The organism is Cyanobacteria bacterium QS_8_64_29 (genome assembly GCA_003022125.1).
GTDB lineage: Bacteria > Cyanobacteriota > Cyanobacteriia > Cyanobacteriales > Rubidibacteraceae > QS-8-64-29.
In genome coordinates, this window is the sequence record PXQH01000060.1 from 1 (window position 1) to 25601 (window position 25601).

The following is a 25601-nucleotide window of genomic DNA, read 5'->3' on the forward strand; positions in this document are numbered from 1 at the left end:
CAATCTTCATAGCTTATGCATAGATTTCGACCTCCAAAACTCCCTCAATATGGGAGTCATGTTCTTTGGCGAGCGTGCATCCGCTGCTCAAATTGGTATAATGCCACTCCTCAAATTGGTATAATGCCACTCGCGGTTCTCGACGATGGCTTCGGACAGCCCACCTAGGGCATCTAGTAGGGCTCGGCGCTGGTGCAGCCTGTCACGCTTCTAATTTCGGGATTCGGCCAAACGTCCCTCGGTTCAGATGCTGAAGCGGTGTCACGCTCGATTGGCTATCTGACAAGTGTGACACAGGCCAGTACAAGGCGCGCGTATTGGAATCGGCATTGGGGCTCAACCAGTCCTACCGCGATCGCCGCTACCGAACGGCAGCTGGGCGAGTCCTTTAGCCGGCTGACCGGCTACGGCGGCGGCCTGGAGCGCAAGCAGTAGTTGCTGGCGCTAGAACGGGCTGCCCTACCGCGCAGTTTGGGTTTTCTGGCCATGCCTAATACCAATCCTCGTAGTTTATGCACTAGATCGCGATCCCCGAAACTCCCTCAATATGGGAGTCATGTTCTTTGGTGGGCGTGCATCTGCTGCTCAAATTTGGTATAACGGCGCGGTACCACCAAATCGACCGCGATCGGCCGATGGTCGGAACCCACACTCGAGAGCGCGCGAGTTTGTACGACCTGCAACTCGGAGGTAACCAAACAGTGGTCGATTGGGATCGATAGCAGCCTCGCCGCAAACCCGGGAAGTCCGAGCGGGTTGTTGGCCGTAGGCCAAGTGGGGAAGATGCCAAATCCCTTTCTAGTATTGATCAGCCCAGTTCCATCAACCAGCTTTTGATAGTAGGGCGACCACATCGTCGTATTGAGATCGCCTACCAAGACCACCGAGCCTGAAAGCCTGTTGATGGCCTCCTCAATGCGGCTGTAAGCTTCGTTCCTGGCGCGAAAGTTTCGCTGCGATATAGGGGCAGCAGATGAGCGGCAACTAGCGCAACAGCCTTGCCTTCGGTTGTGAAGAACTTGGGCAAAACAAAGCCTCTGGCGCTATCTAGGGGCTTGAGTTGCCCTTCATCGATGGGCGTTTTGCTCAGCAGGATCGTGCCGGCACGATGGTAATCAAACGGGAAAGCATTGCGGATGGCGCTCAACCGTTCCAGCCAGCTTGGGCTGGCTTCTTGTAGCACCACCGCGTCGGGATCGGCTTGCGCGATCGCGGATGCGAGCTGGGCGGGATCGCTGCTGTTTTGATGCACGTTCGCCGACAGCAAGCTAAAGTTGCTCTCATCCGGGGATCTTGCGAGCGAGTCGTTGGGGAAATAAAACGCTAGGAGGGGTAAGAACGCGAACGCAACACAGGCAATTGATGCAACGGCGAGACACGTGTGCTGGCCTAGCGCCAGCCCGACCATCACAAGCAAAGCCAGACCAAAATATTGAGCTTTAAAGTGGGACAACAGCTCCCAATGGATGGCCTCTCCCCAATGGGAGGTCGCCAAGCTCAAAACCGAGACGGTTAAAATCCCGCCAAAAGCGGTCCATTCCCCAAGGCTAGTCCGATTGCCGCGAGCCATTACTTCCAGTCCTCACCATTGGTAATTTGAGGGGATTTCAAACTGATTCAATCGTTCGATTAACGCCGACGTTCCTGGGCTTCCAGAACGATCCGCCTATTGTCGGGGCGGATGAAGCCTTCTTCCGTCGAGCGATCGAGAAACGCAAGCAGTCCGTCAAAAAAACCGTCAACGTTTAAGACGCCGCAGGCTTTCTGATGGATCCTAAGTTGCGTCCAGGTTGCCGCTTCGCAAATTTCTTCTATCATTCCCAAGCCACTGGGGAGGGCCACAAACGCATCGGCCAGATGGGCCATCCAAGCTTTGCGCTCGTGCATTGAGGCCACAATTTTGAGCTCGCTCAATCCGCTGTGGGCGAGTTCCTTATCGGCTAGCGCCTGCGGGATGATGCCAATAACCGTTCCACCGCCAGCTAGCGCAGAATTGGCCATTGCACCCATCAGGCCAATGTTGCCACCCCCGTAGATTAGGGCGATCCCCCGATGCGCTAGCTCGCCTCCTAACGCTCGTGCGACCTGAAGGTAACGATCGCGCTCGCCCAGCCCAGAGCCGGCATAGACGCATAGACTGCCGATCAGCGTTGAATTCCCGTGCGGTTGTTGCATGACTTGCGCTGCCACTCGGAGCGAGCCGATCGCTACTGCGATTCCGAAACCGCGCTCGGTGCGCTCAGCGCCTCAGTGACCCCAAAGCGCTCGACAAAGTCCGCCAACCGGCTTTGGATGTCGGCATCGACCAATTGGCCATCGGCAAACGCGCTGCCAGTGGCATAGACAAAGCGCGGCAGAATGAAACAGCGAAAATCCAGCATGAGGCTGTTGGCAAAAGGCATGACTGCCATGTAGCTCCCTTGGCCGCCAGCCGCGCAGAGAAACCCCACGACCTTCTCGTTCCAAGCGCTGCCCGTCAGCTCGAGAAAGTTTTTGATGTTGGCGTTGACGTCGTAGTTGTAGATGGGCGTTGCCACGACGATGCCCTGCACCCGAGCGACGGTCTCGGCAAGCGGCGGTAGCTCGGGGTGGTTGTAAGCCGAGCTGCCATCGCACAGCGGAAGCGTGACCTGCCGTAGATCCAACCACTGCGCCTGCTGGCCTTGCGCTTGCAATTGCTGCTGCGCCGCTTGCGCCAGGATCTGGCTGTGGCTGTTGGGATTGAGACTGGCGCCAATAATGAGGTAGCGCATGCGAGGTAGCTCCAAGTGAGCCATGGCAACTTGGCTCGAGCGCATCGAGACACAACCAGGCTCGCGGGCATGCCCGAGAACGGCTAGTGCCTGCGATCGCGGGTGGAGGCGCTAGCGGGCAGCGACCGCCGCTTCCACCGGTTCGCCGGTGAGGCTGAAGGCGCGCGCCTCGGTGATGCGAATGGGCACGATGCGCCCGCGCAGCGCTTCCGCATAGCCGGGGAAAAAGGCCAAGCGGTTGCTGCGCGTGCGCCCCATGACCTGACTGGCGTCCTTGGGATTGCGCCCTTCCACCAGAACGTGCTCCAGGCGGCCCCAATAGCGTTGCGTGCGCTCGGCGGCTTTGTCGGCCACGAGCCGGTTGAGGCGCTGCAGGCGATCGCTTTTGGTGGCCTCGTCCACCTGCCCGCTCCAGTCGGCGGCTGGCGTGGCGGGACGCGGCGAGTACGCGGCTGTATTGAGCTGGTCGAAGCCGATATCTTCCACCAGGCGCAGCGTGTTTTGAAACTGCGCCTCCGTCTCACCGGGGAAGCCCACGATCGCGTCCGCGCTGATGGCGGCATCGGGCATGTAGCGGCGGATGGTCGCAATGATGCGGCGGTACTTTTGGTGGGTGTGCCCGCGCGCCATGGCCTTGAGCACCTCGTTGTCGCCCGATTGGAACGGGATATGAAAGTGCTCGCAGACCTTGGGCAGCTCGGCGCAGGCGGCGATCAGGCGTTCGTTAAAATAACGCGGGTGGCTGGTGGCAAAGCGGATGCGCTCGATGCCGGGGACATCGTGCACGTGGTAGAGCAAGTCGGTAAAATTGTAGCGGTTGCGGCCCGATGCGGTGGTCCCGGGCAGATCCCGCCCGTAGGCATCAATGTTTTGCCCCAGCAGGGTGACTTCGCGGTAGCCCTGGCGGCCCAACTCGGCCATTTCCTCGCGGATGGCTTCCGGCCAGCGGGATTGCTCGCGGCCGCGGACGTTGGGCACGACGCAGTAGGCGCAGCGCTCGTTACAGCCGTAGATGACATTCACCCAGGCCGAGACCGAACTGTTGCGCCGCGGCTTGCTAATGTCCTCGGCAATGCGGGCTTGCTCGGTGGCCACAATTTGGTTGCCGTCCCAAACCTGCTCCAGCAGCTCGCCCAAGCGATTGGCATGCTGCGGCCCCAGTACCAAATCCAGTTCCGGCACGCGGCGCAGCAGGCGCTCGCCTTCCTGCTGGGCAACGCAGCCGGCGACTACCAGCGTTAAGCCCGGCGTCTGGTGCTTGCGCTTGGCCTGCTGCCCCAGGTAGGAATAAACCTTGTGCTCGGCGTTATCGCGGATGGTGCACGTGTTGTAGAGCACAACCTCGGCGGCGTTGGGATCGTCGGTCCACACCCAGCCCCAGTCATCCAGAATGCCGGCCATGCGCTCGGAGTCGGCCTTGTTCATCTGGCAGCCGAAGGTGGTGATGTGGTAGCGGCGCGGTGCCATCGTCATCCCAGCAGTGCAGAGCGCTCCCTATTATAAGCCGCCCGAGCGAGCAAAGAATCCTAAAACGCCGCCCGGACGCGCCGCTGCGCTTGCCTATCCTGTATGGGGCAGTGGCGCACTCAATCGAGATCGGCCATGACGCATGCGACAGATACCGCCACGCTGGCGCGGTGGATGGCGGCCGATTTCAGCAACCAGGCCCAGGCCTTTAAAAATCCGCCCTTTTTCGCCCACATCCGCGTTTGCATGCGCCCGCTGCCGGCCGGTTTGCTGCCCGGGACGAGCTTTCTGGTGGAGCAGGCCTACCACTACATGCTCCACCAGCCCTACCGCCTGCGCGTTCTCAATCTGATCGCGACCGACGGGCACATCGAGATCGAAAACTACGCCATTCGCGATCCCGAATCGCTGCACGGGGCGGCCCGCGATCGCCAGCGCCTGGCGGAGCTCACCCCCGAGCGGTTGCAGAAGCTCGAGGGCTGCAACATGCAAGTTGAGTGGACCGGGCGCAGCTTTCGCGGGACCATCGAGCCGGGCAAGGCCTGCCGCATCAATCGCAAGGGCCAGCAGACCTATCTCGACAGCCACTTTGAGATTGACGAGCGCGAGTTCATCAGCCTGGATCGCGGGCGCGATCCCGAAACGGACGAGCGGGTTTGGGGGGCTGCTGCCGGGCCGTTCCGCTTCGTGCGCTGGGCCAGCTTCGCCCACGAGCTTGCGCTGCCCGGTTGCTGAGCCACCCCTCGCCCGCACCGCGCCGGGGTTGGTAGGCTGCTCCGGGAGAGGTTGCCCCGCCGGGAGGGCCCCAAGCGCGCGAGGTCGCCATGCGGATTGCGCTGTTTACCGAAACCTTTCTGCCCAAAGTCGATGGCATCGTCACGCGCTTGTGCCACACCATCGACTGCTTGCAGCGCAGCGGCGATCAGGTGCTGGTGGTCGCGCCCGAGGGCGGCATTCGCGAGTACTGCGGCGCGGCGGTTCACGGCGTCACTGGCTTGCCGCTGCCGCTGTATCCGGAGCTCAAGCTGGCGCTGCCCTCGCCAACGCTGGGGGCCGTGCTGTCGCGCTTTCAGCCCGATTTGATCCACGCCGTTAACCCGGCGGTGTTGGGGGTTGCCGGCTTGCTGCATGCCAAGCTCATGCAGCTACCGCTGGTGGCCTCCTACCACACTCACCTGCCCCAGTACTTGCAGTACTACGGCTTGGGCTTGCTAGAGGGCGTGCTGTGGGAGCTGTTGAAAGCCGGCCACAACCAGGCCCATCTCAACCTCTGCACTTCGACCGCCATGATGGCCGAGCTCCAGACCAACGGCATCGAGCGCGTGGCCCTGTGGCAGCGCGGCGTCGATACCGAGCGCTTCCACCCGCAGCGCGCCGCCGCTGCTGTCCGCGAGCAGCTGAGTCAAGGCGACCTGGAGCGGCCGTTGCTGCTGTATGTGGGCCGGCTCTCGGCGGAGAAAGAACTGGAGCAGCTCAAGCCCATCCTCGAGGCCATACCCGAGGCCCGCCTGGCTCTAGTGGGGGATGGGCCGCATCGGGGGGCGCTGGAGCAACACTTTGCCGGGACCCCCACCTATTTTGCCGGCTACTGGCAAGGCACCGATCTTGCTGCAGCGTTCGCCTCGGCCGATGCCTTCGTGCTGCCCTCGCGCACCGAGACGCTGGGGCTGGTCTTGCTGGAGGCCATGGCGGCCGGCTGCCCGGTGGTGGCCGCGCGCTCGGGCGGCATCGTCGACATTGTCACCGACGGGGCCAACGGCTATCTGTTCGATCCGGGGCAGCCGCGGGATGCCATTGCAGCAACGCGGCGCTTGCTCTACGGCGAGACCGAGGGCGAGCAGTTGCGCGCCAACGCCCGCCGCGAGGCCGAGCGCTGGAGCTGGCAGGCTGCTACCCAGGGGTTGCGCGATCGCTACCGCCAGGTGCTGGCGCAGGCGGCGCCCGCCTCGCCGCTGGCTTGAGGGCGCGATCACTTACTCGGGGGGCCGGAAGGGATCTTCGCCTACCTGCAGCTGCTCTTTAGAGCGCTGCAGTTGACCCCAGAGAGCTTTGATTTGCTCGTAGGCCTCGCTCGAGGCGATCTGGCCGTTGGTTTCCAGGTTGCAGATGTAGCTGACTTTTTGGGCGAATTCTTGCAGGTTGGCGTTAAACGCCAAGTTCTCTGGCTTGACGTCGCCGTGGTAGCGGTGGTGCGGGTAGAGGAAATTGGCTTTATCGTCGCTGCCCGAGTGCTGGGACATGTCGTTTTGGCCTGCTGGGTGCGGTGCGCCTCGTTCGGGCGATTCCTGCCTCGGCCGACGCCTGGCAGACAACGCGGCAGCAATGCGCTCGAGCCAGTCAGACAAGGCGGATCGCATGGCAGCTGCATTTTAGCGAGCGGTGCCCGTCGCGCCGCTACCCTCGAAGTAAGAGAGTGCCACTCCCACCCCTAAGGATCTTCCATCGTGTCCGAGCGCCAACCCAACTACGAAGGCAAAGCCAAGCGCATCTACGCCACCGCCGATCCCGACATCGTCCTGGTTGAGTTCAAAGACGATGCCACGGCCTTCAACGCCCAAAAGCGCGATCGCATCAGCGGCAAGGGGGAAGCCAACTGCGCCATCTCGGCTGCCCTGTTCGAGCTGCTGGAGAAGGCCGGCATTGCCACCCACTACCTGGACCGGCCGGCCCCGGATCGGCTGCGGGCGCGATCGCTGCAGATTTTGCCGCTAGAGGTCATCGTCCGCAACATCGCAGCCGGCAGTCTCTGCCGCCAGACCGGCCTCGCGCCGGGGACCGTGCTGCCATCGCCGCTGGTGGAGTTTTGCTACAAAAACGACGAGCTGGGCGATCCGCTGCTGACCCGTGATCGGCTGTTGCTGTTGGAGCTGGCCACCCCAGCCCAGCTGCAGCAAATCGAGCAAGTGACTTTACAGATCGAACGTCATCTGCGAGGCTTTTTCGAGCGCTGCGGCATCGATCTGGTGGACTTTAAGCTCGAATTCGGCCTCGATCGCGACGGGACGTTGCGGTTGGGGGACGAGCTGAGCCCCGACACGTGCCGGCTCTGGGCCCGCGGCGAGACCGACCCCAATGCCCGCGTTATGGACAAAGATCGCTTTCGTCACGATTTGGGCCACCCCGAGCTGGCCTACCAGCAACTGCGCGATCGCGTGCTCGCCCAAACCAGCGGCTGAACGCGCGCCAGGAACCCGGATCCCTACCAGCGGTCGAAGGCCCCAGCAACCCGTCCAACCGGCGTGGCGCAAGCAGCAACCGACGGACGAACCATCATGCGCTTATCTGCAGCAGCCGCTACCGTGCTGAGCTCGACCCTGCTGGGCCTCCCAAGTGCAAGTTGGGCGCAGGCGGGCGGCACCGAAGCTGAAGCCAGCAAGCCCAACTCGCAAGGGGGGGCTCTGTGCCGCTCGGCCCTGTCCCCAGCGAACGAGCGCTCGAAATTTTGCACCACCAACCCATCCCAGCGCTGGGCGCAGCTCGAGCTTCCTTCTCTAGACAATGGCGACTCCCCAAACGGGCAATCCGAGCAGGACGGCGAGCAGCAGCAGTCGCAACAGCGCCAAGTGCTGGTTGCCGAAGTTGCCGTCAAGCGCCCCAAAGGGGAGCTCTCGCCCGAGCTGCGGGATGCCGTCTACGAAGCTGCCAGCGTCGAACCCGGCCGGACCGCGACGCGCTCCCAGCTGCAAGAGGATATCAACGCCATCTTTGCCACCGGCTGGTTTAGCAATGTCCGCGTCGAGCCCGAAGACACCCCGCTGGGGGTGCGCATCACGTTTGTGGTCGAGCCCAATCCCACTCTCAGCGACGTTCAGGTGCAGAGCCTGCCGGCTGAAACAGAGGGGCGTGCCGTCCCGCCGGAGGTGGTCGATGGCATCTTTGAGCCCTTATACGGTCAGCGCCTCAATCTCAGCCAGCTCCAGAAGCGGATCGACAAGCTCAACCAGTGGTACAAGGACAACGGCTACAGCCTGGCGCAGGTAGTGGGCTCGCCCCAAGTCTCGGAGGATGGCACGGTAACGCTGCGCGTGGCCGAGGGCGTTGTCGAAGACATCAACGTCCAATTTGTCAACGACAAGGGTGAGTCCGTCGAAGGTGAAACGCGCAAGTTCATTGTCAAGCGCGAGGTCGAACTATCGTCGGGCGATGTTTTCAACCGCCAGATGGCGCAGCAAGATTTGCGGCGCGTGTTCGGCCTGGGCATTTTTAAAGACGTGCGCCTGGCCTTCGATCCGGGCGACAATCCCCAAAAAGTCGATGTCACGCTCAACGTGGTGGAAGACCGCACGGGCTCGTTGGGCGCCGGCGCCGGCATTAGCTCCTCAACCGGCTTCTTTGGGACGGCCAGCTACCGCGAGCAGAACCTAGGCGGCAACAACCAGACTTTGGGCGCGCAGCTACAGGTAGGCACGCGCGAGATTCTGTTTGATGTCAGCTTCAGCGACCCCTGGATTGCTGGCAATCCCAACCGGCTGGGCTACCGGGTCAATGCCTTTCGCCAGCAGTCGATCTCGCTGGTGTTTGAAGAAGGACCGGACGAGAGCAACGTCGGTGTCGTCGATGAGGATGGCATCATCGTCGACCCACGCGTCATTCGCACCGGCGGCGGCGTCACCTTCAGCCGTCCCATCGCCCCCGATCCCTACACCGACGGCAAGTGGGATGTCTCGGCCGGGTTTGAATACCAGCGCGTCGCCATTAAGGATGGCGACAGCAACGTTACGCCCTTTGACAATCAGGGCAACCAACTGGCCTTCAGCCAAGACGGCACCGACGACCTTTTCATGCTGGAGCTGCGCGCAACGCGCGACCTGCGCAACAACCCCCAGCAGCCCACGGATGGGTCGCGCTTGTCGCTGTCGATGGATCAGTCCGTGCCCATCGGCTCGGGCAGCATTTTAATGAACCGCCTGCGCGCGAGCTATAGCTACTTTACTCCGGTCGAGTGGCTGGGCTCGCTCGACTTTCTGGGCGATAAAGGGGAAGCGCTAGCCTTCAACGTCCAAGGCGGAACCGTTCTGGGCGATCTGCCCCCCTACGAGGCCTTTGTCCTGGGCGGTAGCGATTCGGTCCGGGGCTACGATCGCGGTGAGTTGGGCAGCGGTCGCAGTTTCTTCCAGGCCACGGCCGAGTACCGCTTTCCCATCGTCGACCCGGTCAGCGGCGCCCTGTTTTTTGACTACGGCACGGATTTGGGCAGCGCCGATAGCGTTATTGGCAACCCCGCTGGCGTGCGGGGCAAGCCCGGCAGCGGCTTTGGCTATGGGGCCGGCGTTCGGGTCAAGACCCCAGTGGGCCCGGTGCGCATCGACTTTGGCATCAACGACGAAGGGGACAATCAAATCCACTTTGGCATTGGCGAGCGCTTCTAACCCGGCCCGGACCGTCGGTCAGGCTTTCCAGCGCTGCGGGATTGGGCTGCACTCAGGCAAGCGCAGCTGCGTAACGGTCTGCGCTGCCCGGGCCGGCCAGGGGCGCTACTTTGCCCGCACCGATCTGCCGGGCACACCCACCGTCTCGGCCCAAGTGGATAACGTCAGCCAAACCGTGCTCTCCAGCGAGCTAGCCAGCGGCCCGGCCCGGGTGCGAACGGTGGAGCACTTGCTGGCTGCATTGAGCGCCAGCGGCATCAGCGATGCGCGCCTCGCGATCGATGGGGGCGAGGTGCCGCTGCTGGATGGCTCCGCGCGGGATTGGGTGCAGGCGATCGCCAGCGTCGGCGTTGTCCCGGCACCGACAGGCGTAACGGCCCCTGCCAGCGAAGCCCTGATCGCGCCCACTACCCCCGTTTGGGTCCAAGATGGCGATGCGTTTGCGGCAGCCATGCCCGGCGAGTGGCGCTTGAGCTACGGCATCGATTTTGAGGCGCCGGCCATTGGCAACCAGTGGCATAGCTGGTCGCCCCAGCGGGACGACTTTGCTGCCGAAATCGCACCGGCGCGCACCTTTGGCTTGGCCCACCAGATCGAGCAGTTGCGCGCGTCGGGGCTACTGCGCGGCGGCAGCCTGGAGAATGCGCTTGTCTGCGGTGATCGCGGCTGGCTCAATCCGCCGCTGCGCTTTGCCAATGAACCTGTACGCCACAAGCTTTTAGACTTAATAGGGGATCTGAGCCTGCTAGGCCCCCTGCCGCGGGCTCACATCCTCGCCTACAAAGGCAGTCACGCGCTGCATTGGCGGCTGGCGCAGGCCTTGCGCGCATCAGCGACCGGCTAGCTCGCAACATGCCAGCGGCGACTGCCCCACTGTCAAGCCAAGCAGGGACGCTCATGCCCGCACTGATAAGCTCCGATGCTACCGATGGCGCCGATGGCCGTTCTGCCGAGGCTGCAAGCGGCACGGCCCTAACAGTCGAGCAGATCCAGCAGCTGCTGCCCCACCGCTACCCCTTTGCCCTGGTCGATCGCATTGAGGCTTACGTCCCCGGGGAGCGCGCAACCGGCATCAAAAACGTTACTTTCAACGAGCCGCACTTCCAGGGGCACATTCCCGGCCGCCCCATCATGCCCGGGGTTCTGATCGTCGAGGCCATGGCGCAGGTGGGCGGGGTGGTTTTGACCCAACTGCCCGGGGCGGAGGGAAGTTTCTTTGCCTTTGCCGGTATGGATAAAGTGCGCTTTCGGCGCCCGGTTGTCCCTGGCGATCGGCTGGTGATGCAGCTGGAGCTGCTATCGATCAAGCGCAGCCGACTGGGCAAGATGCAAGGAAATGCCACCGTCGATGGGGAGGTCGCCGCCGAAGGCGAGATGCTATTTTCGCGCATCGACTGAGCGATCCCGCTGGGTCCGATGCTGCCCGCTTGCTTGGCCTGTGCCTGAGGCGAGCCGAACCTGCGCGGACTGCGTGACGACAATAGCATCAGGGGAAGCGAGCGAGGGGAGACCCGGTGCAAGCGCTGATCCACCCTACAGCGGTCATTGACCCTGGAGCCGAGTTGCATCCCACGGTGCAAGTGGGCCCTTACGCCACCATCGGCGAGCGCGTCCGAATCGGCGCCGATACCACCATCGGCGCGCACGCCATTATCGAGGGGCCCAGCGAGATCGGGGCGGGCAACCGCATCTTTCCGGGCGCTGCTATCGGGCTGGAGCCGCAGGACCTCAAGTACCGCGGCGCTCAGAGTGGGCTCTGGATTGGCGATGGCAACTGGATCCGCGAGTACGTCACTATCAACCGCGCTACTGGGGAAGGGGAGGCCACTCGAATCGGCCACCAGAACCTGCTGATGGCCTACGTGCACGTCGCCCACAACTGCCAGATTGAAGACAGCACCATTCTGGCCAACAATGTGGCGCTCTCGGGACACGTCTGCATTGAGAGCAACGCGCGCATCTCGGGGATGCTGGGCATCCATCAGTTCGTGCGCATCGGCCGCTTGGCCATGGTGGGCGGCATGAGCCGCATCGATCGCGATGTCCCCCCCTACACGGTGGTTGAGGGCAACCCCGCCCGCGTGCGCTCGCTGCACGCGATCGGGCTCAAGCGGGCTGGCTTTGCCGCCAGCGAGCGCCGCCGCCTCAAGCAGGCATTCCGCATCCTCTACCGCTCGGGAACGCCCTTTACCCAAGCCCTAGAGCAGCTCGAGCCCTTAAGCGATAGCGACTCGGTCCGATACCTGCAGCAATTCATCCAGCACTCGCTATCGCCGGAGCGTCGCGGCCTGACCCCAGGCAAGCTAAAGGCTGGCGATGGCGCGGCGGAGTGAGCCCGGCATGCGCATTTTTATCAGCACGGGCGAGGTTTCGGGGGATCTGCAGGGGGCCATGCTGGTCGAAGCCCTGCAGCGCCAGGCCCAGCGCAGCGGAACCAAGCTGGAGATCGTGGCGCTCGGCGGCGAGCGCATGGCAGCGGCAGGCGCAACGCTGCTGGCTGACACCACCCACATTGGTTCGGTGGGGCTGCTGGAGTCGCTGCCGTTCGTGCTGCCCACTTGGCGCATCCAGCGCCGGGCGCAGCGCTACCTACAGCGGCATCCGCCCGATCTGGCCGTGCTGATTGACTACCCCGGGCCCAACCTGGCCATCGGGACGGCTTTGAGGCGGAAGCTGCCGGGCGTGCCGGTGGTTTACTACATCGCGCCCCAAGAGTGGGTGTGGTCGCCGCTGCCGCAGAATAGCAAGCAGATCGCGCGCATCGCGGATCGCTTGCTGGCGATTTTCCCCGCCGAGGCCGAGCACTTTCGCCGCTACGGGGCCAGCGTCAGCTGGGTAGGCCACCCGCTGCTGGATCGCATGCAGCAAGCGCCCAGCCGCGCCCAAGCGCGGGCGAGAATGGGCCTGAGCGAGGATGACATTGCCATTGCGCTCCTGCCGGCATCGCGCCGGCAGGAGCTGGCACGCTTGCTACCGGTTTTATTTGCCGCTGCCCGCCGCATTCAGGCACAGCAGCCGCGCGCGCACTTTTGGATTCCGCTCTCGGCAGCTGCGCATCGGGGCGCGCTCGAGCGGGCCATTGCGCGCTACGGCCTGCGCGCCACGCTATGGCCGGGGGCCACGCTGGATGGGATCGCCGCGGCCGATCTGGTCCTGGCCAAATCGGGGACCGTCAATCTGGAAGCGGCGCTGCTGGCGGTGCCGCAAGTTGTGGCTTACCGCGTCCATCCCGTTACGGCCTGGATCGCCCGGCGGTTATTGCGCTTCTCAGTGCCGTTCGTGTCGCCGCCCAACCTGCTGGCCCAGGAGGCCATTGTTCCCGAATTCCTGCAAGCCGCCGCCACCCCAGACCGCATTGCCCGGCAAGCGCTGGCGCTGCTGCAGGAGCCGCAGCAGCGCCAGGCCATGCTGGCCGGCTACCAGCGTGTGCGTGAGGCTGCGGGCGAGGCGGGCGTTTGCGATCGCGCGGCTAGCGAAATCCTGGGGCTGGTGGCACCCAAGCCGAATCAGCCAGCAGGAACACGCTGACCGGCGCGTTGCCGGAGCAAGGCCCCATTATTGCAATCCGGAAGCGGTTCGCTTATTGGGAATAGCTGTTAAAAAGACGCGATTGTTGCCCGCCCGCCGGCCGAGGGGTTGCACTCGGGCGAGCGCTTTCAATCCCAACATTCGGTTATTTCAGCGCTCGCTTCCCCACAGCAGATCTGGCGAAGGTCCAGGCTTTCTGCCACTTATTTTCAATTAGAGCTGCTTGTTGCAAAGCAGCGCGCGCGGGACTATCATTGAAGCCAATAAGAGCCGATCGCCTGCGTCGATATTCCCGCAGCTAGAGCATGCCGCCTTATACGACCAGTTCTCTCAAAGCCGAGCTCAACTCGCGGGGCTGGCGCTTGACGCCCCAGCGGGAAAAAATCCTGCATGCCTTTCAAAACCTGCCCCGCGGCAATCACTTGAGCGCCGAGGAACTTTACAACTTGCTCAAGGATCGGGGCGAGCCCATCAGCCTCTCGACCATCTATCGCAGCCTCAAGCTCATGACCCGCATGGGCATCTTGCGCGAGCTTGAGCTGGCAGAAGGCCACAAGCACTACGAGCTCAACCGGCCCCATCCGCACCACCACCACCACATCGTCTGCATTCAGTGCAACCGGACGATCGAGTTCAACAACGACTCCATCCTCAAGCAAAGCCTCAAGCAGGCCGAAAAAGAAGGCCTGCAGCTGATCGATTGCCAGCTAACAGTGATGACGATCTGTCCGGAGGCCCTGCGCATGGGGTGGCCGTCCTCGCTGCCAAGCAACTGGGTGTGCTCGCGGGCGATCTCGGAAGAAAACTACTCGGACGGTGACGGCAACAACTGAGCCGCCACTCGACGCACTCAATCCCCGAACGTAGCTCGTTCGGGGGATTTGCAATTGGGCCTGCCGCCACGGCTAAGCCGGATCGGCAACTTGGCAGGCAAGGGCCTTTTTCTTCATGGTTTGGAAGATGTTGTAGAAGCCATTGGCGCGCGAGGGCGTCAGGCTGACTTGCAGTCCCGTTTCTTCAATAAAGTCGGGCGAGAGCCGGCCGATTTCTTCTGGGGTTAGGCCGTTGAGCCCTTCAATGAGCAGCCCCACCAAGCCTTTGACAATTTGGGCGTCCGAGTCGCCCTGGTAGCAAACGCGGCCCTGGTCCAAATCGGCGGTTATATACACCTGCGAGACGCAGCCCGGTACTTTGTTATCGGCCGTTTTGCACTCCTCGGGTAGACCCTCCAACCGCTTGGCGTAGGACAGCAGCTGCTGGTAGCGCTGCTTGGGATTGGTCCGCCGCTTGAACCGCCGCACGATGCGGTCCAGGTTTTCGGGCCACTGGGTCTCGGTACCGGCCATGCTCGCTTGCAGGTTTGTCCTTAAACTCGCTTCCAATCGTAACAAGCGCCGGGGGGCTCGCAGAGCGGTCGCTGTTGCGGTAGGGTTGGGGCTCTAGCAAGTGCCTGGCTCAATCGATGCCTGCCTCAGCCTGGTTGCGCCAACTCCAACAGGACTGCGCGATCGCGGTGGTGCGCGCGCCCGACTTCGAGAGCGGTCGGCAAATGGCCCACGCCGTGGCGAGCGGCGGCATCGCGCACGTCGAAATTGCTTGGAATGGCGCCTCGCCAGTCGAGCTCATCGGCCGGCTGCGCTCAGAGCTCCCCGAGTGCTGGATTGGTGCCGGCACCCTGCTCAACGCGGCACAGCTCCAGACCGCCATTGTTGCCGGCGCGCAGTTTTTGTTTGCGCCCCACGTCGATGCGGCCGCAATCCGCTCGGCCCTGGCCGCCGAGGTACCCATTGTGCCGGGGGCGCTCTCGCCCACCGAAATCGTGACGGCATGGCAGCAGGGGGCAACGGCGGTGAAGGTGTTCCCCATTCAGGCCGTGGGGGGATCGCGCTACGTGCAGAGCTTGCAAGGGCCGCTAGGTCAAATTCCGCTCGTGCCCACTGGCGGCATCACGGCCGAGGAAGGACGCGCGCTGCTCGAGGCCGGCGCCGTTGCAGTTGGGCTCTCTAGCCAATTGTTTCCTGCGGATCGCCTCGAGGCCGGCGACTGGGACGCGATCGCCCAAAAAGCCCGACAGGTGCACGCCACGTTGCTGGGGCAATCGCGCTAGTGTCCCCACTTGGCTTGCTCTAGGCGGGCCCAAAACCTGGCCAGCTGCTGGTAAGCCTCCTGGGGCGAGAGTTTGCCGTTGGTATAGAGATTGCACGTGTAGCTCGCTTGGCGGGCAAAGGCCTGGAGCTGCTCGTGCAGCAGCTGCTCTCGATCATCGGCTGTGCATTGGTTCATAGGGTTTCCTCAGCGAGAAACGAGCATCCGGGATTTAACCCAAATTTAATCTAGCCTCTTTACTGACTCGATGCCAAGCTGTACGTTCGCTGCGAACTTCAACGCGCGCGAGGGTATGGCAGCTTGAGGTTGCTCCAGTCAGCCTTTAACGAGGAGCCGAGGCATTGGCAACCGCTGTTGCCCCCTGGCACGGCAGCCTCCAGCTCACGTATGCTGCCCGCGATGGGCGGACGCAGCTGGCCCGCGCCTGCGCCCGGGCCCCGCTCAAGGTGCAGCGCCCGTTCTACCCCGAAGGCAATGCCGTTTGCCACAGCGTGACGCTGCACACGGCCGGCATCCCGGTGCCTGCGCCCTAGTGACCACGGCAACTGCAGGCAAGGTCTATCGCAGCAACGGCGAGCGAGCGCGCCAAACGGTGGACGTTCGGTTGGGGACAGGGGCTTGCCTGGAGTGGTTGCCCCAAGAAACGATCGCCTTTGAGGGCGCCTGCTACCGCCAGGACGTGCGCGTCGAGCTGGGGCCGGATGCTCACTGGGTAGGCTGGGACATTACCCGTTTTGGGCGCAGCGCGCGCGGCGAACGCTTTTGCCGCGGGGCGTGGCGATCGCGGCTGGCGGTGTGGCGGCACGGACGACCGCTGTGGATCGATCGCCAATGGCTGCCGGGCAGCGAGGCCGCGTGGGCCAGCCCGCACGGGTTGGGCGGTTGCCCGGTGGTGGGGAGCTTGGTGTGGTTGGGGGCTCCCGTGCCGGCTGCAGTGGTGGCGGAGGCCCAAGCGCTGCAGCCGCCGAGCGACGGCGAAGCCGGGATTACTGTGACCCCAGGGCGGGGGGTTCTCTGCCGCTATCGCGGTCGCTCCACCGGCGAGGCGCGCCGGTGGCTGCGGACGGTTTGGATGCTGCTGCGCCGCCGCCAGCTCCATCGGCCGGCTGTCTTGCCGCGCGTCTGGCCCCATTAGCCCCTGCGAGCCCTATGGAACTCACGCCCCAGGAAAAAGACAAGCTGCTGGTATTTGCGGCCGCATTTGTGGCCGAGCGGCGCAAGGGACGCGGCCTCAAGCTCAACTACCCCGAAGCCAAGGCCTACATTTCGGCGGCGATCCTGGAAGGCGCCCGCGACGGTCGCAGCGTGGCCGAGCTGATGGACTACGGCACGCAGCTGCTGGGGCGCGATGACGTCATGGAGGGCGTGCCCGAGATACTGGATGAGGTCGCGGTGGAGGCCACCTTCCCCGATGGCACCAAGCTGGTGACGGTTCACGATCCCATTCGCTGAGATTGCCGCAGGAGGCAGTGGCTATGACACCAGGTGAGATTGCAACGCCGGCGGGCGAGATCGAGCTCAATCCCGGGCGCGAGACGACCCGCGTATCGGTGGCCAACACCGGCGATCGCCCCATCCAGGTGGGCTCGCACTTCCATTTCTACGAGGTCAACGAGGCCTTGCAGTTCGACCGCTCGGCCGCTTACGGCCGGCGCCTCGACATTCCCGCCGGGAATGCCGTGCGCTTCGAGCCGGGCGACGCGCGCGAGGTGAGCTTGGTCCCTTATGCCGGTCGCCGCGAAGCCTACGGCTTTAACGGCCGCGCGAACGGCCCCCTCGATGGTTAACCCCTCGGAGCGAGCATGAGCTACCGCATGGATCGGCGCGCCTACGCCCAGGCTTTTGGCCCTACCGTGGGCGATCGCGTCCGCCTAGCCGATACGGATCTCTGGATTGCGGTGGAGCAGGACCGCACGCCCTACGGCGATGAGGTCACCTTTGGCGGTGGCAAAGTCATCCGCGACGGCATGGGCCAATCGCCGCTGCCACGGGCCCAAGGCGCGGTGGATACGGTCATTACCAACGCGCTGATCCTGGATTGGTGGGGCATTGTCAAGGCTGACGTGGGGCTCAAAGCCGGCTGCATCTACCGCATCGGCAAAGCTGGCAACCCCAACACCCAGGATGGGGTCGACATTCCCATTGGCCCTGCCACCGAAGCCATCGCCGGCGAGGGCAAGATCCTCACCGCCGGCGGCATCGACGCCCACGTCCACTTTGTCTGCCCGCAGTTGGTCGAGACCGCGATCGCCTCGGGCATCACCACCATGCTGGGCGGCGGCACCGGCCCAGCCACCGGCACCAACGCCACCACCTGCACCCCGGGCGAGTGGCACATCCAGCGCATGCTGCAGGCCGCCGATGCCTTCCCGGTCAACCTGGGCTTTCTGGGCAAAGGCAACAGCAGCCAGCGGCCGGGCTTGGAGGAGCAGGTCCGCGGCGGCGCCCTGGGCCTAAAGCTGCACGAGGATTGGGGGACAACGCCAGCGGCGATCGATACCTGCTTGGGCGTAGCCGAGGATTATGACGTCCAAGTCGCCACCCACACCGATACACTCAACGAGTCGGGCTTTGTGGACCACACCCTCGCCGCTTTCGAGAACCGCACGATTCACACCTACCACACCGAGGGCGCCGGGGGCGGCCACGCCCCCGACATCATCAAAGCCTGCGGTGAGGCCAACGTCCTACCCTCCTCGACCAATCCCACGCGGCCCTACACCACCAACACGCTCGACGAGCACCTGGACATGCTGATGGTGTGCCACCACCTGGACCGCCACAGCCCCGAGGACGTGGCCTTTGCCGAATCCCGCATCCGCCGCGAGACGATCGCGGCCGAGGACATCCTGCACGATCTGGGAGCCTTTAGCATTATGGCCTCCGACGCCCAGGCCATGGGGCGCGTGGGCGAGGTCATCCTCCGCACCTGGCAGACCGCGCACAAGATGAAAGTACAGCGCGGCCCTCTTCCCGAGGACGCCCAAGACTGCGACAATGCGCGCGCCAAGCGCTACATCGCCAAATACACCCTCAACCCCGCCATCGCCCACGGCATGGCAGATTGGGTGGGCTCGGTGGCGGAAGGCAAGTGGGCCGATCTTTGTCTCTGGCACCCGGCCCGCTTTGGCGTCAAACCGGAGATGGCGATCAAAGGCGGCGCGATCGCCTGGTCGCAAATGGGGGATGCCAACGCCAGCATTCCTACGCCGCAACCCGGGCACATGCGCCCCATGTTCGGCAGCTTTGGCGGCGCGATCGCGGCAACGTCGCTGACCTTTGTCTCCCAGGCCGCGCTAGAAGCCGATGTTCCCAATCAAATTGGGCTGCAAAAACCGGCAGTTCCGGTCGCCAACACCCGCAACATTGGCAAGCAAGATATGGCCCTCAACGACGCGCTACCGGCCATGGCGGTGGACCCCGAAACCTACGAGGTCCGCGCGGACGGCGAGCTGCTGAGCTGCGAGCCTGCCGAAACGCTGCCCCTGGCGCAGCGCTACTTTTTGTTCTAAAACCGAGTGCCGCAGCGGCGGCTGGGAGTTTGAGCCCATGGGAGCCCTGCAAGTTGGCATCGCCGGTCCGGTGGGATCGGGCAAAACGGCCCTGCTCGATGCGCTCTGCAAACAACTGCGCTCGCGCTACCAGATTGCCGCCATCACCAACGACATCTATACCCAGGAAGACGCGCAGGCGCTGGCGCGCTCGCAGGCCCTGCCGCGCGATCGCGTCGTGGGAGTGGAAACCGGCGGTTGCCCGCACGCCGCCATCCGCGAGGATGTCTCCATGAACCTAGATGCGCTGGCCCAAATCGAGGCGCGCGCCAGCAATCTGGATCTGGCCTTTCTGGAGAGCGGGGGCGACAATCTGGCCGCCACATTCAGCCCCGAGCTAGCCGATATTACCGTCTACGTCATTGATGTGGCAGCCGGCGATGACATTCCGCGCAAGGGCGGCCCCGGCATTACCCAATCGGATTGGTTGGTCATCAACAAAATCGACCTCGCCCCCCACGTCAACGCCGATTTGGATTGCATGGCACGCGATGCTAGCGCCATGCGCGGCGAGCGCCCCTACAACTTTGCCAGCTTGCGCGGGGGCGAGGGCATTACCCCCGTTGCCGATTTCATCCGGGAGCAGCTAGATCGCCGTTCTGTATAGCAAGCGACAAAACGGGCGGGGCGGCTTCTCTAGGATGGCTCCCCGTAGCTTGCTGATCGGGTAACCAATGGCGACACAGTTCGGACGGCGCAAGTTTTTGCTCTACAGCTCGGCTGCCTTTGGGACCAGCTTGCTGCTCAAAGCCTGCGGCGGCGGCCAGCAAGCAGACCAAAAGGGTAAGGAAACGGCCTCGGACGGCGCAGCCAGCGGCAGCGACACCATCAAAGTCGGCATCCTGCACTCGCTCAGCGGCACCATGGCCATCAGCGAAACGCCGGTGGTCGATGCCGAAAAGCTCGCCATCCAGGAAATCAATGACGCTGGCGGCGTCCTGGGCAAGCAAATTGAGCCCATCGTGGAAGATGGCGCTTCCGATTGGCCTACCTTTGCCGAAAAGGCTAAAAAGCTCATCAACCAGGACCAAGTGGTCGCGGTCTTTGGCTGCTGGACCTCGGCCAGCCGCAAGTCGGTCAAGCCGGTCTTTGAAGAAGAAGACCACATGCTCTGGTACCCGGTGCAGTACGAAGGCCAAGAGTGCTCCCAAAACATTTTCTATACCGGGGCGGCGCCCAACCAACAGATCGAGCGCGCCGTGCAGTGGCTGCTGGACAATAAAGGCGATCGCTTTTTCCTGGTGGGCTCCGACTACGTCTTTCCGCGCACCGCCAACACCATCATCAAGCAGATGCTCGAGGAAAAAGGCGGCGAGACGGTAGGCGAGGACTACCTGCCCCTAGGCAGCACCTCGGTTACGCCCATCATCAGCAAGATCCAGTCTGCGCTCCCCGAAGGCGGGGTCATTTTCAACACGCTCAACGGCGACAGCAACGTGGCGTTTTTCAAGCAGCTGCAAGGGGCCGGCCTGACCCCCGAGAAGTACCCGGTGATGTCGGTGAGCGTGGCCGAGGAATCGGTGCAGCAGATCGGCCCCTCGTACCTGGCCAGCCACTACGCCACCTGGAACTACTTCCAAAGCGCCGATACGCCCGAGAACGAGGACTGGGTCAGCCGCTTCCAGCAGGAGTACGGCTCGGATCGGGTCACTACCGACCCCATGGAGTCGGCCCGCAACGGCATCTACCTGTGGAAGCAGGCCGTGGAGCAAGCCGGTACGGCCGACGATCTGGCCAAAGTTCGCTCGGCAGCCTACGGCCAGCAAATCCAGGCGCCTCAGGGAACGGTCACGCTCAACGCCAACCACCACGTCACCCAAACCGTGCGGGTGGGGCAAGTGCGCGAAGACGGCCAGTTCGACATTGTCGAACAGGTCGGGGACGGCCCCATCGAGCCGCAGCCGTGGAACCAGTACGTGCCCGAGACCGAGGGCTACGCCTGCGACTGGTCCGATCCTGATAAAAGCGGCAAGTACCAACTCCAGCAAACCTAGTCGCCCGCGATCGCCCCATGCAGGTGCTGATCCAGAGTGCTTTCAACGGTTTGAGCGTCGGCTCGGTGCTGCTCATCGCGGCCCTGGGGCTGGCAGTCATCTTCGGCCTTATGGGCGTGATCAACCTCGCTCACGGAGAGTTCATCATGCTGGGGGCCTACACCACCCACGTGGTGCAAAACGCCTTTAGGGCCGCGTTGGGCGAGGCGAGTCCGCTGTTCGAGCTCTATCTGCTGGCGGCGCTGCCGGTGGCCTTTGCCGTCAACGCCCTAGTGGGGCTGGCGCTGGAGCAAGGCATCGTGCGCCATCTCTACGGACGGCCGCTGGACACGCTGCTGGCCACCTGGGGCGTGAGCCTGATCCTGCGGCAGTTTGTGCGCAGCGCGAGCTGGGCGCTGGTGGCTGGAATGGTGCTGTTCGGCTTGCTGTTTGGCGGGGCAATCGCGGTGCTGCGCTACCGCCGGCAGTGGCCGGCACTGCGCGGGCGGGCCACGGCGGTGCTGTTGCCGCTTGCGTTGGGCATAGCCGCAGCCGCAGGCATGGCGCTGGCCCAAACAGGACCGGCCGCGATCGGCGAGCCTTGGTTTGGCAGCACCAACGTCAGCGTGACCGTTCCCAGCTGGCTGCGCGGCGGGCTGCCCGTAGGCGAGATGCAGTTTCCCTACACGCGCCTATTCATCCTGGCGCTCACCGCCGCCTGCGTCGCAGCAACGTACTGGTTCCTGCGGCGCTCGCGCTGGGGCCTGCGCATCCGCGCGGTGACCCAAAACCGCCGCATGAGCGCGTGCCTGGGCATCCCGACGCGAACGGTGGATGCGCTAACGTTCGCGCTGGGCTCGGGCCTGGCCGGCCTGGCAGGAGTGGCAGTAAGCCTGCTGGGGTCGGTGGGGCCCAACGTGGGCCAAAACTACATCATCGATACGTTCATGGTGGTGGTTGTGGGGGGCGTGGGCAGCCTGGTGGGCAGCATCGCCGCTGCCCTGGGCATCGGAACGCTGACCTACACCATCGGCTCGGGCGTCCTGCCACTGCTGCTAGAGGGCATCGAGCTGCTGCAGCCGCTGGCGGAAGGGCTGCGCTTTTTCGCCACCAACAGCATGGCCAAGGTGCTGGTGTTTGCGCTCATCGTGGTCTTTTTGCAGTTCCGGCCGCAAGGCATCTTCCCGCAGCGCAGCCGCGCCTAGCGCTATCCCAGGAGGGCGATCATGACGGCAGAACCGGCTACCGCCGTAGGAACGCGCCAGCGACGGCGGCGATGGTGGGCAGAGGCGCTTGCCGTCGCCGCGATCGCGCTGCTGCTGATCGCGCTTCTGCCGCCGCTGCTATCGGAGTTTACCCGCAACAACCTGGGCCGCTTCCTGGCACTGGCGATCGCGGCGCTGGGGCTGGATCTGATTTGGGGCTTTGCCGGGCTGCTGAGTCTGGGTCAGGGGATCTTTTTTGCCCTGGGCGGCTACGCGCTGGCCATGCACCTCAAGCTGGCGAGCGCCGACGGGCTGCCCGAGTTTTTCACCCTCTACGGGGTCAGCGAGCTGCCCTGGTTCTGGCAGCCGTTCCATTCGCTGCCGTTTGCCGCGATCGCGGTGTTCGCTGTCCCCGCCCTGTTGGCAGGCGGGCTGGGCTGGTTGGTGTTTCGCAACCGCATTCGCGGGGTCTATTTCACCATCCTGACCCAGGCAGCGCTGCTGGTGTTTTTCAACTTTTTCAACGGCCAGCAGGAGCTCATTAACGGCACCAACGGCCTCAAAACGGCTACCACTGAGCTGTTCGGCCGTAGCGTGGGCTCGTCCCCCATGCAGCTGGGCTTTTACGCACTGACCGTGCTGCTGCTGGCGGCGGCCTACGCGCTCTGCCGCTGGCTGACCAGCGGGCGCTTCGGTCGCTTGCTGGTGGCGCTGCGCGACGACGAGCGCCGCGTGCGCTTCTCGGGCTACAACCCCACTGGCTTCCAGGTCCTGGTTTTTGCCATCGCTGGCGGGTTGGCCGGTGTCGGCGGCGCGCTCTACACGGTGCAGTCGGGCATTATCAGCCCCTCGGCCATGGAGATCCCGTTCTCCATCGAGATGGCCATTTGGGTTGCCGTAGGCGGGCGGGCAACGCTAGTGGGCGCCATTGTGGGCGCCGTTGCGGTCAATCTGGCCAAAACGCTGCTGAGCGAGCAGCTACCGGCCGTGTGGATTTTCTTTCAGGGATCGCTGTTTCTGCTGGTGGTCACCGTGCTGCCGCAAGGCGTGGTGGGTTGGCTGCGCGTTGAGGGGCCCAACCGCCTGCGGCAGCTGTTGGGGCGTTCGCGCGTGGAGACCTACCCACAGCTGGAGCAAGATCCCGAGGTGAAGCGCGAACGGCAGGATTTGGAGAGATAGCCGATGGCCGACCCCCCCGTGTTGGCTACCGAGGAGCTTACCGTCAGCTTCGATGGCTTCAAAGCCCTCAACGGGCTCAACTTCCGCATGGCTGAAGGCGAGCTGCGGGTTGCTATCGGCCCCAACGGGGCCGGCAAAAGCACATTTTTGGATGCCATTACCGGCCAGGTGCAGCCTACCCAGGGGCGCGTGCTGTTTCGGGGGCAGTCACTGGCCGGGCGCTCGGAGCCCGACATCGCGCGGCTCGGCATCGGCCGCAAGTTCCAAACGCCGCGGGTCCATCTCAACCTGAGCGTAGGGGACAACCTGGATGTGGCCATCAACCGACGCAAAAGCGCGCTGGGGACGCTGCTAGGGCGCCCCTCGCGCGCCGACCGCCGCCACGCTGCCCGAGTGCTGGAGATGGTGGGGCTGGGGAGCAAGGCTCCCCTGCCGGCACGCTTGCTCTCGCATGGGGAGAAGCAGCGGCTCGAGATCGGCATGCTGGTGGCGCAGTCCCCCCAGCTGCTGCTGGTGGACGAGCCCGTGGCCGGGCTGAGCGCGGAGGAGACCGCCAACGTGGGCGAGCTGCTGCTGACCCTGGCCGAGAGCCACTCGATCCTGGTCATCGAGCACGATATGGAATTCGTGCGCCAGATTGCGCGCACCGTCAGCGTCTTGCATCAGGGATCGCTGCTGTGCGAGGGGCCGCTGGAGGCCGTGCAGAACGACCCGCGCGTGATTGAGGTCTATTTGGGCGAACCCGTTCCGGAGGAGGTCTGAGGTGGCCGTCACGAGCGATCCCATGCTGCAGCTCAGCAACCTCAATGCTTACTACGGCCAGAGCCACATCCTGCGCGATATCGACCTCAGCGTCGCCGGCGGCCAAATGGTGTGCCTGATCGGGCGCAACGGCGTCGGCAAAACCACGCTGCTCAAAACCGTCATGGGGCTGCTGCAGCCGCGCACGGGAACGATCACGCTGGCCGGGCAGCCCATTACCCACCTCCCACCTGATCGGCGCGCCCGCTTGGGCATTGGCTACGTCCCCCAGGAGCGCGAGATTATTCCCCACTTGAGCGTTGCCGAAAACTTGCTGCTGGGCCTGGAGGCGCGCGCCGAGGGCAAGCGTTCCCGGCGGCAGCTCCCCGAGGAGGTCTTCGAGCTGTTTCCGGACCTCCAAACCATGCTGTCGCGGCCGGGTGGCAACCTCAGCGGCGGACAGCAGCAACAGCTGGCGATCGCGCGGGCGTTGGTGGGCCGCCCGCGGCTGCTGGTGTTGGACGAGCCCACCGAGGGCATCCAGCCTTCCATCATCCAGCAAATCGAGGCGGCCGTCCGGCGCATTATCGAGGCCAGCGGCATCTCAGTGCTGTTGGTCGAGCAGCACCTGCACTTTGTGCGCCAGGCCGAGCGCTACTACGCCATGCAGAAAGGCGGCATCGTCGCAGCCGGTCCCACGCAGGAGCTCAGCGACGACGTCGTCAAGCAGTTTTTGGCAGTCTAGCCGATTGCGATGGACCCATCCGAGCGCGAACTAGCTGCCAGCTGGCAGCTACTGCGCTTGCTGCAGCTAGCCGACTCGGCCCTTCCCGTCGGAGCCTACAGTTACTCCGAGGGGCTGGAAGCCGCGATCGCGCAACAAGTCATTACTGATAGTGAAGCGCTGCAAGCCTGGCTGGTACAGGCCCTGCGCTGCGGCACCATCCGGCTTGAGGCCGCCGTGATGCTGCGCGCGGTGCGCAGCGTTGCCGCGGGCGATTGGGGCAGCCTCGCTAGCTGGAATGCCTGGCTCTCGGCCAGCTGGGAAACGCCAGAACGGCGGCAGCAAAGCTGGCAGATGGGGCGCTCGCTGCAGCGCCTGTTTGGTTCGCTTGTACCCAGCGCCCAGCCAGTGCTGGCGGCAGCGGGCGAGCCGTGCAATTACGCGATCGCGTTTGGGACGGCCGCTGCTTGCTGGAACATCGAGTCTCAAGCAGCTACCTTGGGGTACCTGCGCAGCTGGGCAGCCAACAGCATTGCCGCCGCCACCCGGCTAGCGCTGCTCGGGCAAACTGCCGGCCAGCAGATCCAGCTCGCCCTGCAGCCAACGCTCATCGAGACCCAACAAACGGTGACAAAGCTCGCCGACGATGACCTCGAGAGCTGCAGCTGGGGCACGGCGATGGCTGAGCTGGCGCACGAGCGCCTGCGCGTTCGCTTGTTTCGCAGTTAGATCCCAGGGCGCGTTCCCAAAGTCGAAATTGGATGCTGGCCGCAATCCCCATGGCGCAGTCGTTCTGGGGCCGCTCGATGCGGTTGCGCCGCCGGTAGCTGTTTTGGTCAAACGGGCCAACCTAGGGCTTGTTGCGCTTGCGTGGGATTGTCCATCGAGTAATACCAATTACGAGTAGTTTTGCACTAAAATAGGGGTGGCGAGCGGAAGGTAGCTATCGCCATGACTACTGTCTTCAACGTCGACATTGCAGAAAGCCCGCAGCAGTTGCAACAA

At 64.0% G+C, this 25601-nt stretch carries 28 protein-coding genes and 1 pseudogene; 21 read left to right on the plus strand and 8 right to left on the minus strand.

What is annotated here, in order from left to right; genetic code table 11:
* Positions 1 to 554: 554 nt before the first annotated feature.
* The 5 genes from BRC58_09500 to BRC58_09520 all read right to left on the minus strand — a co-directional run bounded on the left by BRC58_09500 (position 555) and on the right by BRC58_09520 (position 4226).
* Positions 555 to 854, minus strand: a complete 300-nt coding sequence (locus BRC58_09500) for a hypothetical protein (protein PSP16260.1) — start codon at positions 852 to 854, stop codon at positions 555 to 557.
* A 17-nt stretch (positions 855 to 871) separates the two neighbouring features.
* A complete protein-coding gene (locus BRC58_09505) occupies positions 872 to 1570 on the minus strand; it encodes a hypothetical protein (GenBank protein ID PSP16261.1) in 699 nt (232 codons plus the stop codon).
* A 59-nt stretch (positions 1571 to 1629) separates the two neighbouring features.
* The gene (locus tag BRC58_09510) at positions 1630 to 2145 is read right to left on the minus strand and encodes a TIGR00730 family Rossman fold protein (GenBank protein ID PSP16282.1); all 516 of its coding nucleotides are present in this window, start codon (positions 2143 to 2145) and stop codon (positions 1630 to 1632) included.
* Between the two features lie 62 nt (positions 2146 to 2207).
* The gene (locus BRC58_09515; GenBank protein PSP16283.1) at positions 2208 to 2753 is read right to left on the minus strand and encodes a flavoprotein; all 546 of its coding nucleotides are present in this window, start codon (positions 2751 to 2753) and stop codon (positions 2208 to 2210) included.
* A 111-nt stretch (positions 2754 to 2864) separates the two neighbouring features.
* Positions 2865 to 4226 carry a tRNA (N6-isopentenyl adenosine(37)-C2)-methylthiotransferase MiaB gene (locus tag BRC58_09520; protein ID PSP16262.1) on the minus strand — a complete coding sequence of 454 codons (1362 nt, stop codon included), beginning with the start codon at positions 4224 to 4226 and terminating at the stop codon, positions 2865 to 2867.
* Positions 4227 to 4355: 129 nt separating this feature from the next.
* On the opposite strand from BRC58_09520, the gene BRC58_09525 reads away from it, so the two are divergent.
* Both BRC58_09525 and BRC58_09530 read left to right on the plus strand, forming a co-directional pair.
* Positions 4356 to 4955 carry a chorismate-binding protein gene (locus tag BRC58_09525; protein PSP16263.1) on the plus strand — a complete coding sequence of 200 codons (600 nt, stop codon included), beginning with the start codon at positions 4356 to 4358 and terminating at the stop codon, positions 4953 to 4955.
* Positions 4956 to 5044: 89 nt separating this feature from the next.
* The gene (locus BRC58_09530) at positions 5045 to 6181 is read left to right on the plus strand and encodes a glycosyl transferase (protein ID PSP16264.1); all 1137 of its coding nucleotides are present in this window, start codon (positions 5045 to 5047) and stop codon (positions 6179 to 6181) included.
* Between the two features lie 12 nt (positions 6182 to 6193).
* Here BRC58_09530 and BRC58_09535 read toward each other — a convergent pair whose 3' ends face one another.
* Positions 6194 to 6460 carry a hypothetical protein gene (locus tag BRC58_09535; protein ID PSP16265.1) on the minus strand — a complete coding sequence of 89 codons (267 nt, stop codon included), beginning with the start codon at positions 6458 to 6460 and terminating at the stop codon, positions 6194 to 6196.
* A gap of 204 nt (positions 6461 to 6664) precedes the next feature.
* Here BRC58_09535 and BRC58_09540 point away from each other — a divergent pair, with 204 nt between their 5' ends.
* From BRC58_09540 to BRC58_09570, 7 genes are all read left to right on the plus strand, one after another.
* Entirely contained in the window at positions 6665 to 7396 is a 732-nt protein-coding gene (locus BRC58_09540) for a phosphoribosylaminoimidazolesuccinocarboxamide synthase (protein PSP16266.1), read from the plus strand.
* 96 nt (positions 7397 to 7492) lie between these two features.
* Positions 7493 to 9589, plus strand: coding sequence for a hypothetical protein (locus BRC58_09545; GenBank protein PSP16284.1), 2097 nt, complete (start codon positions 7493 to 7495; stop codon positions 9587 to 9589).
* Positions 9480 to 10433: a UDP-3-O-[3-hydroxymyristoyl] N-acetylglucosamine deacetylase gene (locus BRC58_09550; protein PSP16267.1), complete on the plus strand. Its 954-nt coding sequence runs from the start codon at positions 9480 to 9482 to the stop codon at positions 10431 to 10433. The genes BRC58_09545 and BRC58_09550 overlap by 110 nt, the downstream gene beginning before the upstream one ends.
* A 53-nt stretch (positions 10434 to 10486) precedes the next feature.
* The gene (fabZ, locus tag BRC58_09555; GenBank protein ID PSP16285.1) at positions 10487 to 10987 is read left to right on the plus strand and encodes a 3-hydroxyacyl-[acyl-carrier-protein] dehydratase FabZ; all 501 of its coding nucleotides are present in this window, start codon (positions 10487 to 10489) and stop codon (positions 10985 to 10987) included.
* Positions 10988 to 11103: 116 nt separating this feature from the next.
* Positions 11104 to 11922 (plus strand): acyl-[acyl-carrier-protein]--UDP-N-acetylglucosamine O-acyltransferase, encoded by an 819-nt coding sequence (locus BRC58_09560; GenBank protein ID PSP16268.1) that lies wholly within the window; start codon positions 11104 to 11106, stop codon positions 11920 to 11922.
* 7 nt (positions 11923 to 11929) lie between these two features.
* A complete protein-coding gene (locus BRC58_09565) occupies positions 11930 to 13117 on the plus strand; it encodes a lipid-A-disaccharide synthase (protein ID PSP16286.1) in 1188 nt (395 codons plus the stop codon).
* Positions 13118 to 13422: 305 nt separating this feature from the next.
* Positions 13423 to 13950, plus strand: coding sequence for a transcriptional repressor (locus tag BRC58_09570; protein ID PSP16269.1), 528 nt, complete (start codon positions 13423 to 13425; stop codon positions 13948 to 13950).
* A 72-nt stretch (positions 13951 to 14022) separates the two neighbouring features.
* Here the strand turns inward: BRC58_09570 and BRC58_09575 are convergent, their stop codons facing one another.
* Entirely contained in the window at positions 14023 to 14463 is a 441-nt protein-coding gene (locus BRC58_09575) for a cysteine desulfuration protein SufE (GenBank protein PSP16270.1), read from the minus strand.
* 116 nt (positions 14464 to 14579) lie between these two features.
* Here BRC58_09575 and BRC58_09580 point away from each other — a divergent pair, with 116 nt between their 5' ends.
* The gene (locus BRC58_09580; protein ID PSP16271.1) at positions 14580 to 15224 is read left to right on the plus strand and encodes a hypothetical protein; all 645 of its coding nucleotides are present in this window, start codon (positions 14580 to 14582) and stop codon (positions 15222 to 15224) included.
* Here the strand turns inward: BRC58_09580 and BRC58_09585 are convergent.
* Positions 15221 to 15400 (minus strand): hypothetical protein, encoded by a 180-nt coding sequence (locus BRC58_09585; protein PSP16272.1) that lies wholly within the window; start codon positions 15398 to 15400, stop codon positions 15221 to 15223. The genes BRC58_09580 and BRC58_09585 overlap by 4 nt on opposite strands.
* 164 nt (positions 15401 to 15564) lie before the next feature.
* On the opposite strand from BRC58_09585, the pseudogene BRC58_09590 reads away from it, so the two are divergent.
* From BRC58_09590 to BRC58_09640, 11 genes and pseudogenes are all read left to right on the plus strand, one after another.
* Positions 15565 to 16358 (plus strand): annotated as a pseudogene (locus BRC58_09590) (urease accessory protein).
* Positions 16359 to 16372: 14 nt separating this feature from the next.
* Positions 16373 to 16675, plus strand: a complete 303-nt coding sequence (gene ureA, locus BRC58_09595) for an urease subunit gamma (GenBank protein PSP16273.1) — start codon at positions 16373 to 16375, stop codon at positions 16673 to 16675.
* Between the two features lie 23 nt (positions 16676 to 16698).
* Positions 16699 to 17010, plus strand: coding sequence for an urease subunit beta (locus tag BRC58_09600; protein ID PSP16274.1), 312 nt, complete (start codon positions 16699 to 16701; stop codon positions 17008 to 17010).
* A gap of 15 nt (positions 17011 to 17025) precedes the next feature.
* Positions 17026 to 18735 carry an urease subunit alpha gene (ureC, locus tag BRC58_09605; GenBank protein PSP16275.1) on the plus strand — a complete coding sequence of 570 codons (1710 nt, stop codon included), beginning with the start codon at positions 17026 to 17028 and terminating at the stop codon, positions 18733 to 18735.
* Between the two features lie 37 nt (positions 18736 to 18772).
* On the plus strand, positions 18773 to 19381 hold the full coding sequence (ureG, locus tag BRC58_09610) for an urease accessory protein UreG (GenBank protein ID PSP16276.1): 609 nt from the start codon (positions 18773 to 18775) through the stop codon (positions 19379 to 19381).
* 67 nt (positions 19382 to 19448) lie between these two features.
* Complete coding sequence (urtA, locus tag BRC58_09615; protein PSP16277.1) at positions 19449 to 20768, plus strand: urea ABC transporter substrate-binding protein; 1320 nt, start codon at positions 19449 to 19451, stop codon at positions 20766 to 20768.
* Positions 20769 to 20785: 17 nt separating this feature from the next.
* The gene (gene urtB, locus BRC58_09620; protein ID PSP16278.1) at positions 20786 to 21952 is read left to right on the plus strand and encodes an urea ABC transporter permease subunit UrtB; all 1167 of its coding nucleotides are present in this window, start codon (positions 20786 to 20788) and stop codon (positions 21950 to 21952) included.
* Positions 21953 to 21973: 21 nt separating this feature from the next.
* Entirely contained in the window at positions 21974 to 23131 is a 1158-nt protein-coding gene (urtC, locus tag BRC58_09625; protein ID PSP16279.1) for an urea ABC transporter permease subunit UrtC, read from the plus strand.
* 3 nt (positions 23132 to 23134) lie between these two features.
* Positions 23135 to 23893, plus strand: a complete 759-nt coding sequence (urtD, locus tag BRC58_09630; protein PSP16280.1) for an urea ABC transporter ATP-binding protein UrtD — start codon at positions 23135 to 23137, stop codon at positions 23891 to 23893.
* A gap of 22 nt (positions 23894 to 23915) precedes the next feature.
* The gene (urtE, locus tag BRC58_09635; protein ID PSP16287.1) at positions 23916 to 24617 is read left to right on the plus strand and encodes an urea ABC transporter ATP-binding subunit UrtE; all 702 of its coding nucleotides are present in this window, start codon (positions 23916 to 23918) and stop codon (positions 24615 to 24617) included.
* Between the two features lie 9 nt (positions 24618 to 24626).
* Positions 24627 to 25325, plus strand: coding sequence for an urease accessory protein UreF (locus BRC58_09640; protein PSP16281.1), 699 nt, complete (start codon positions 24627 to 24629; stop codon positions 25323 to 25325).
* Positions 25326 to 25601: the final 276 nt, after the last annotated feature.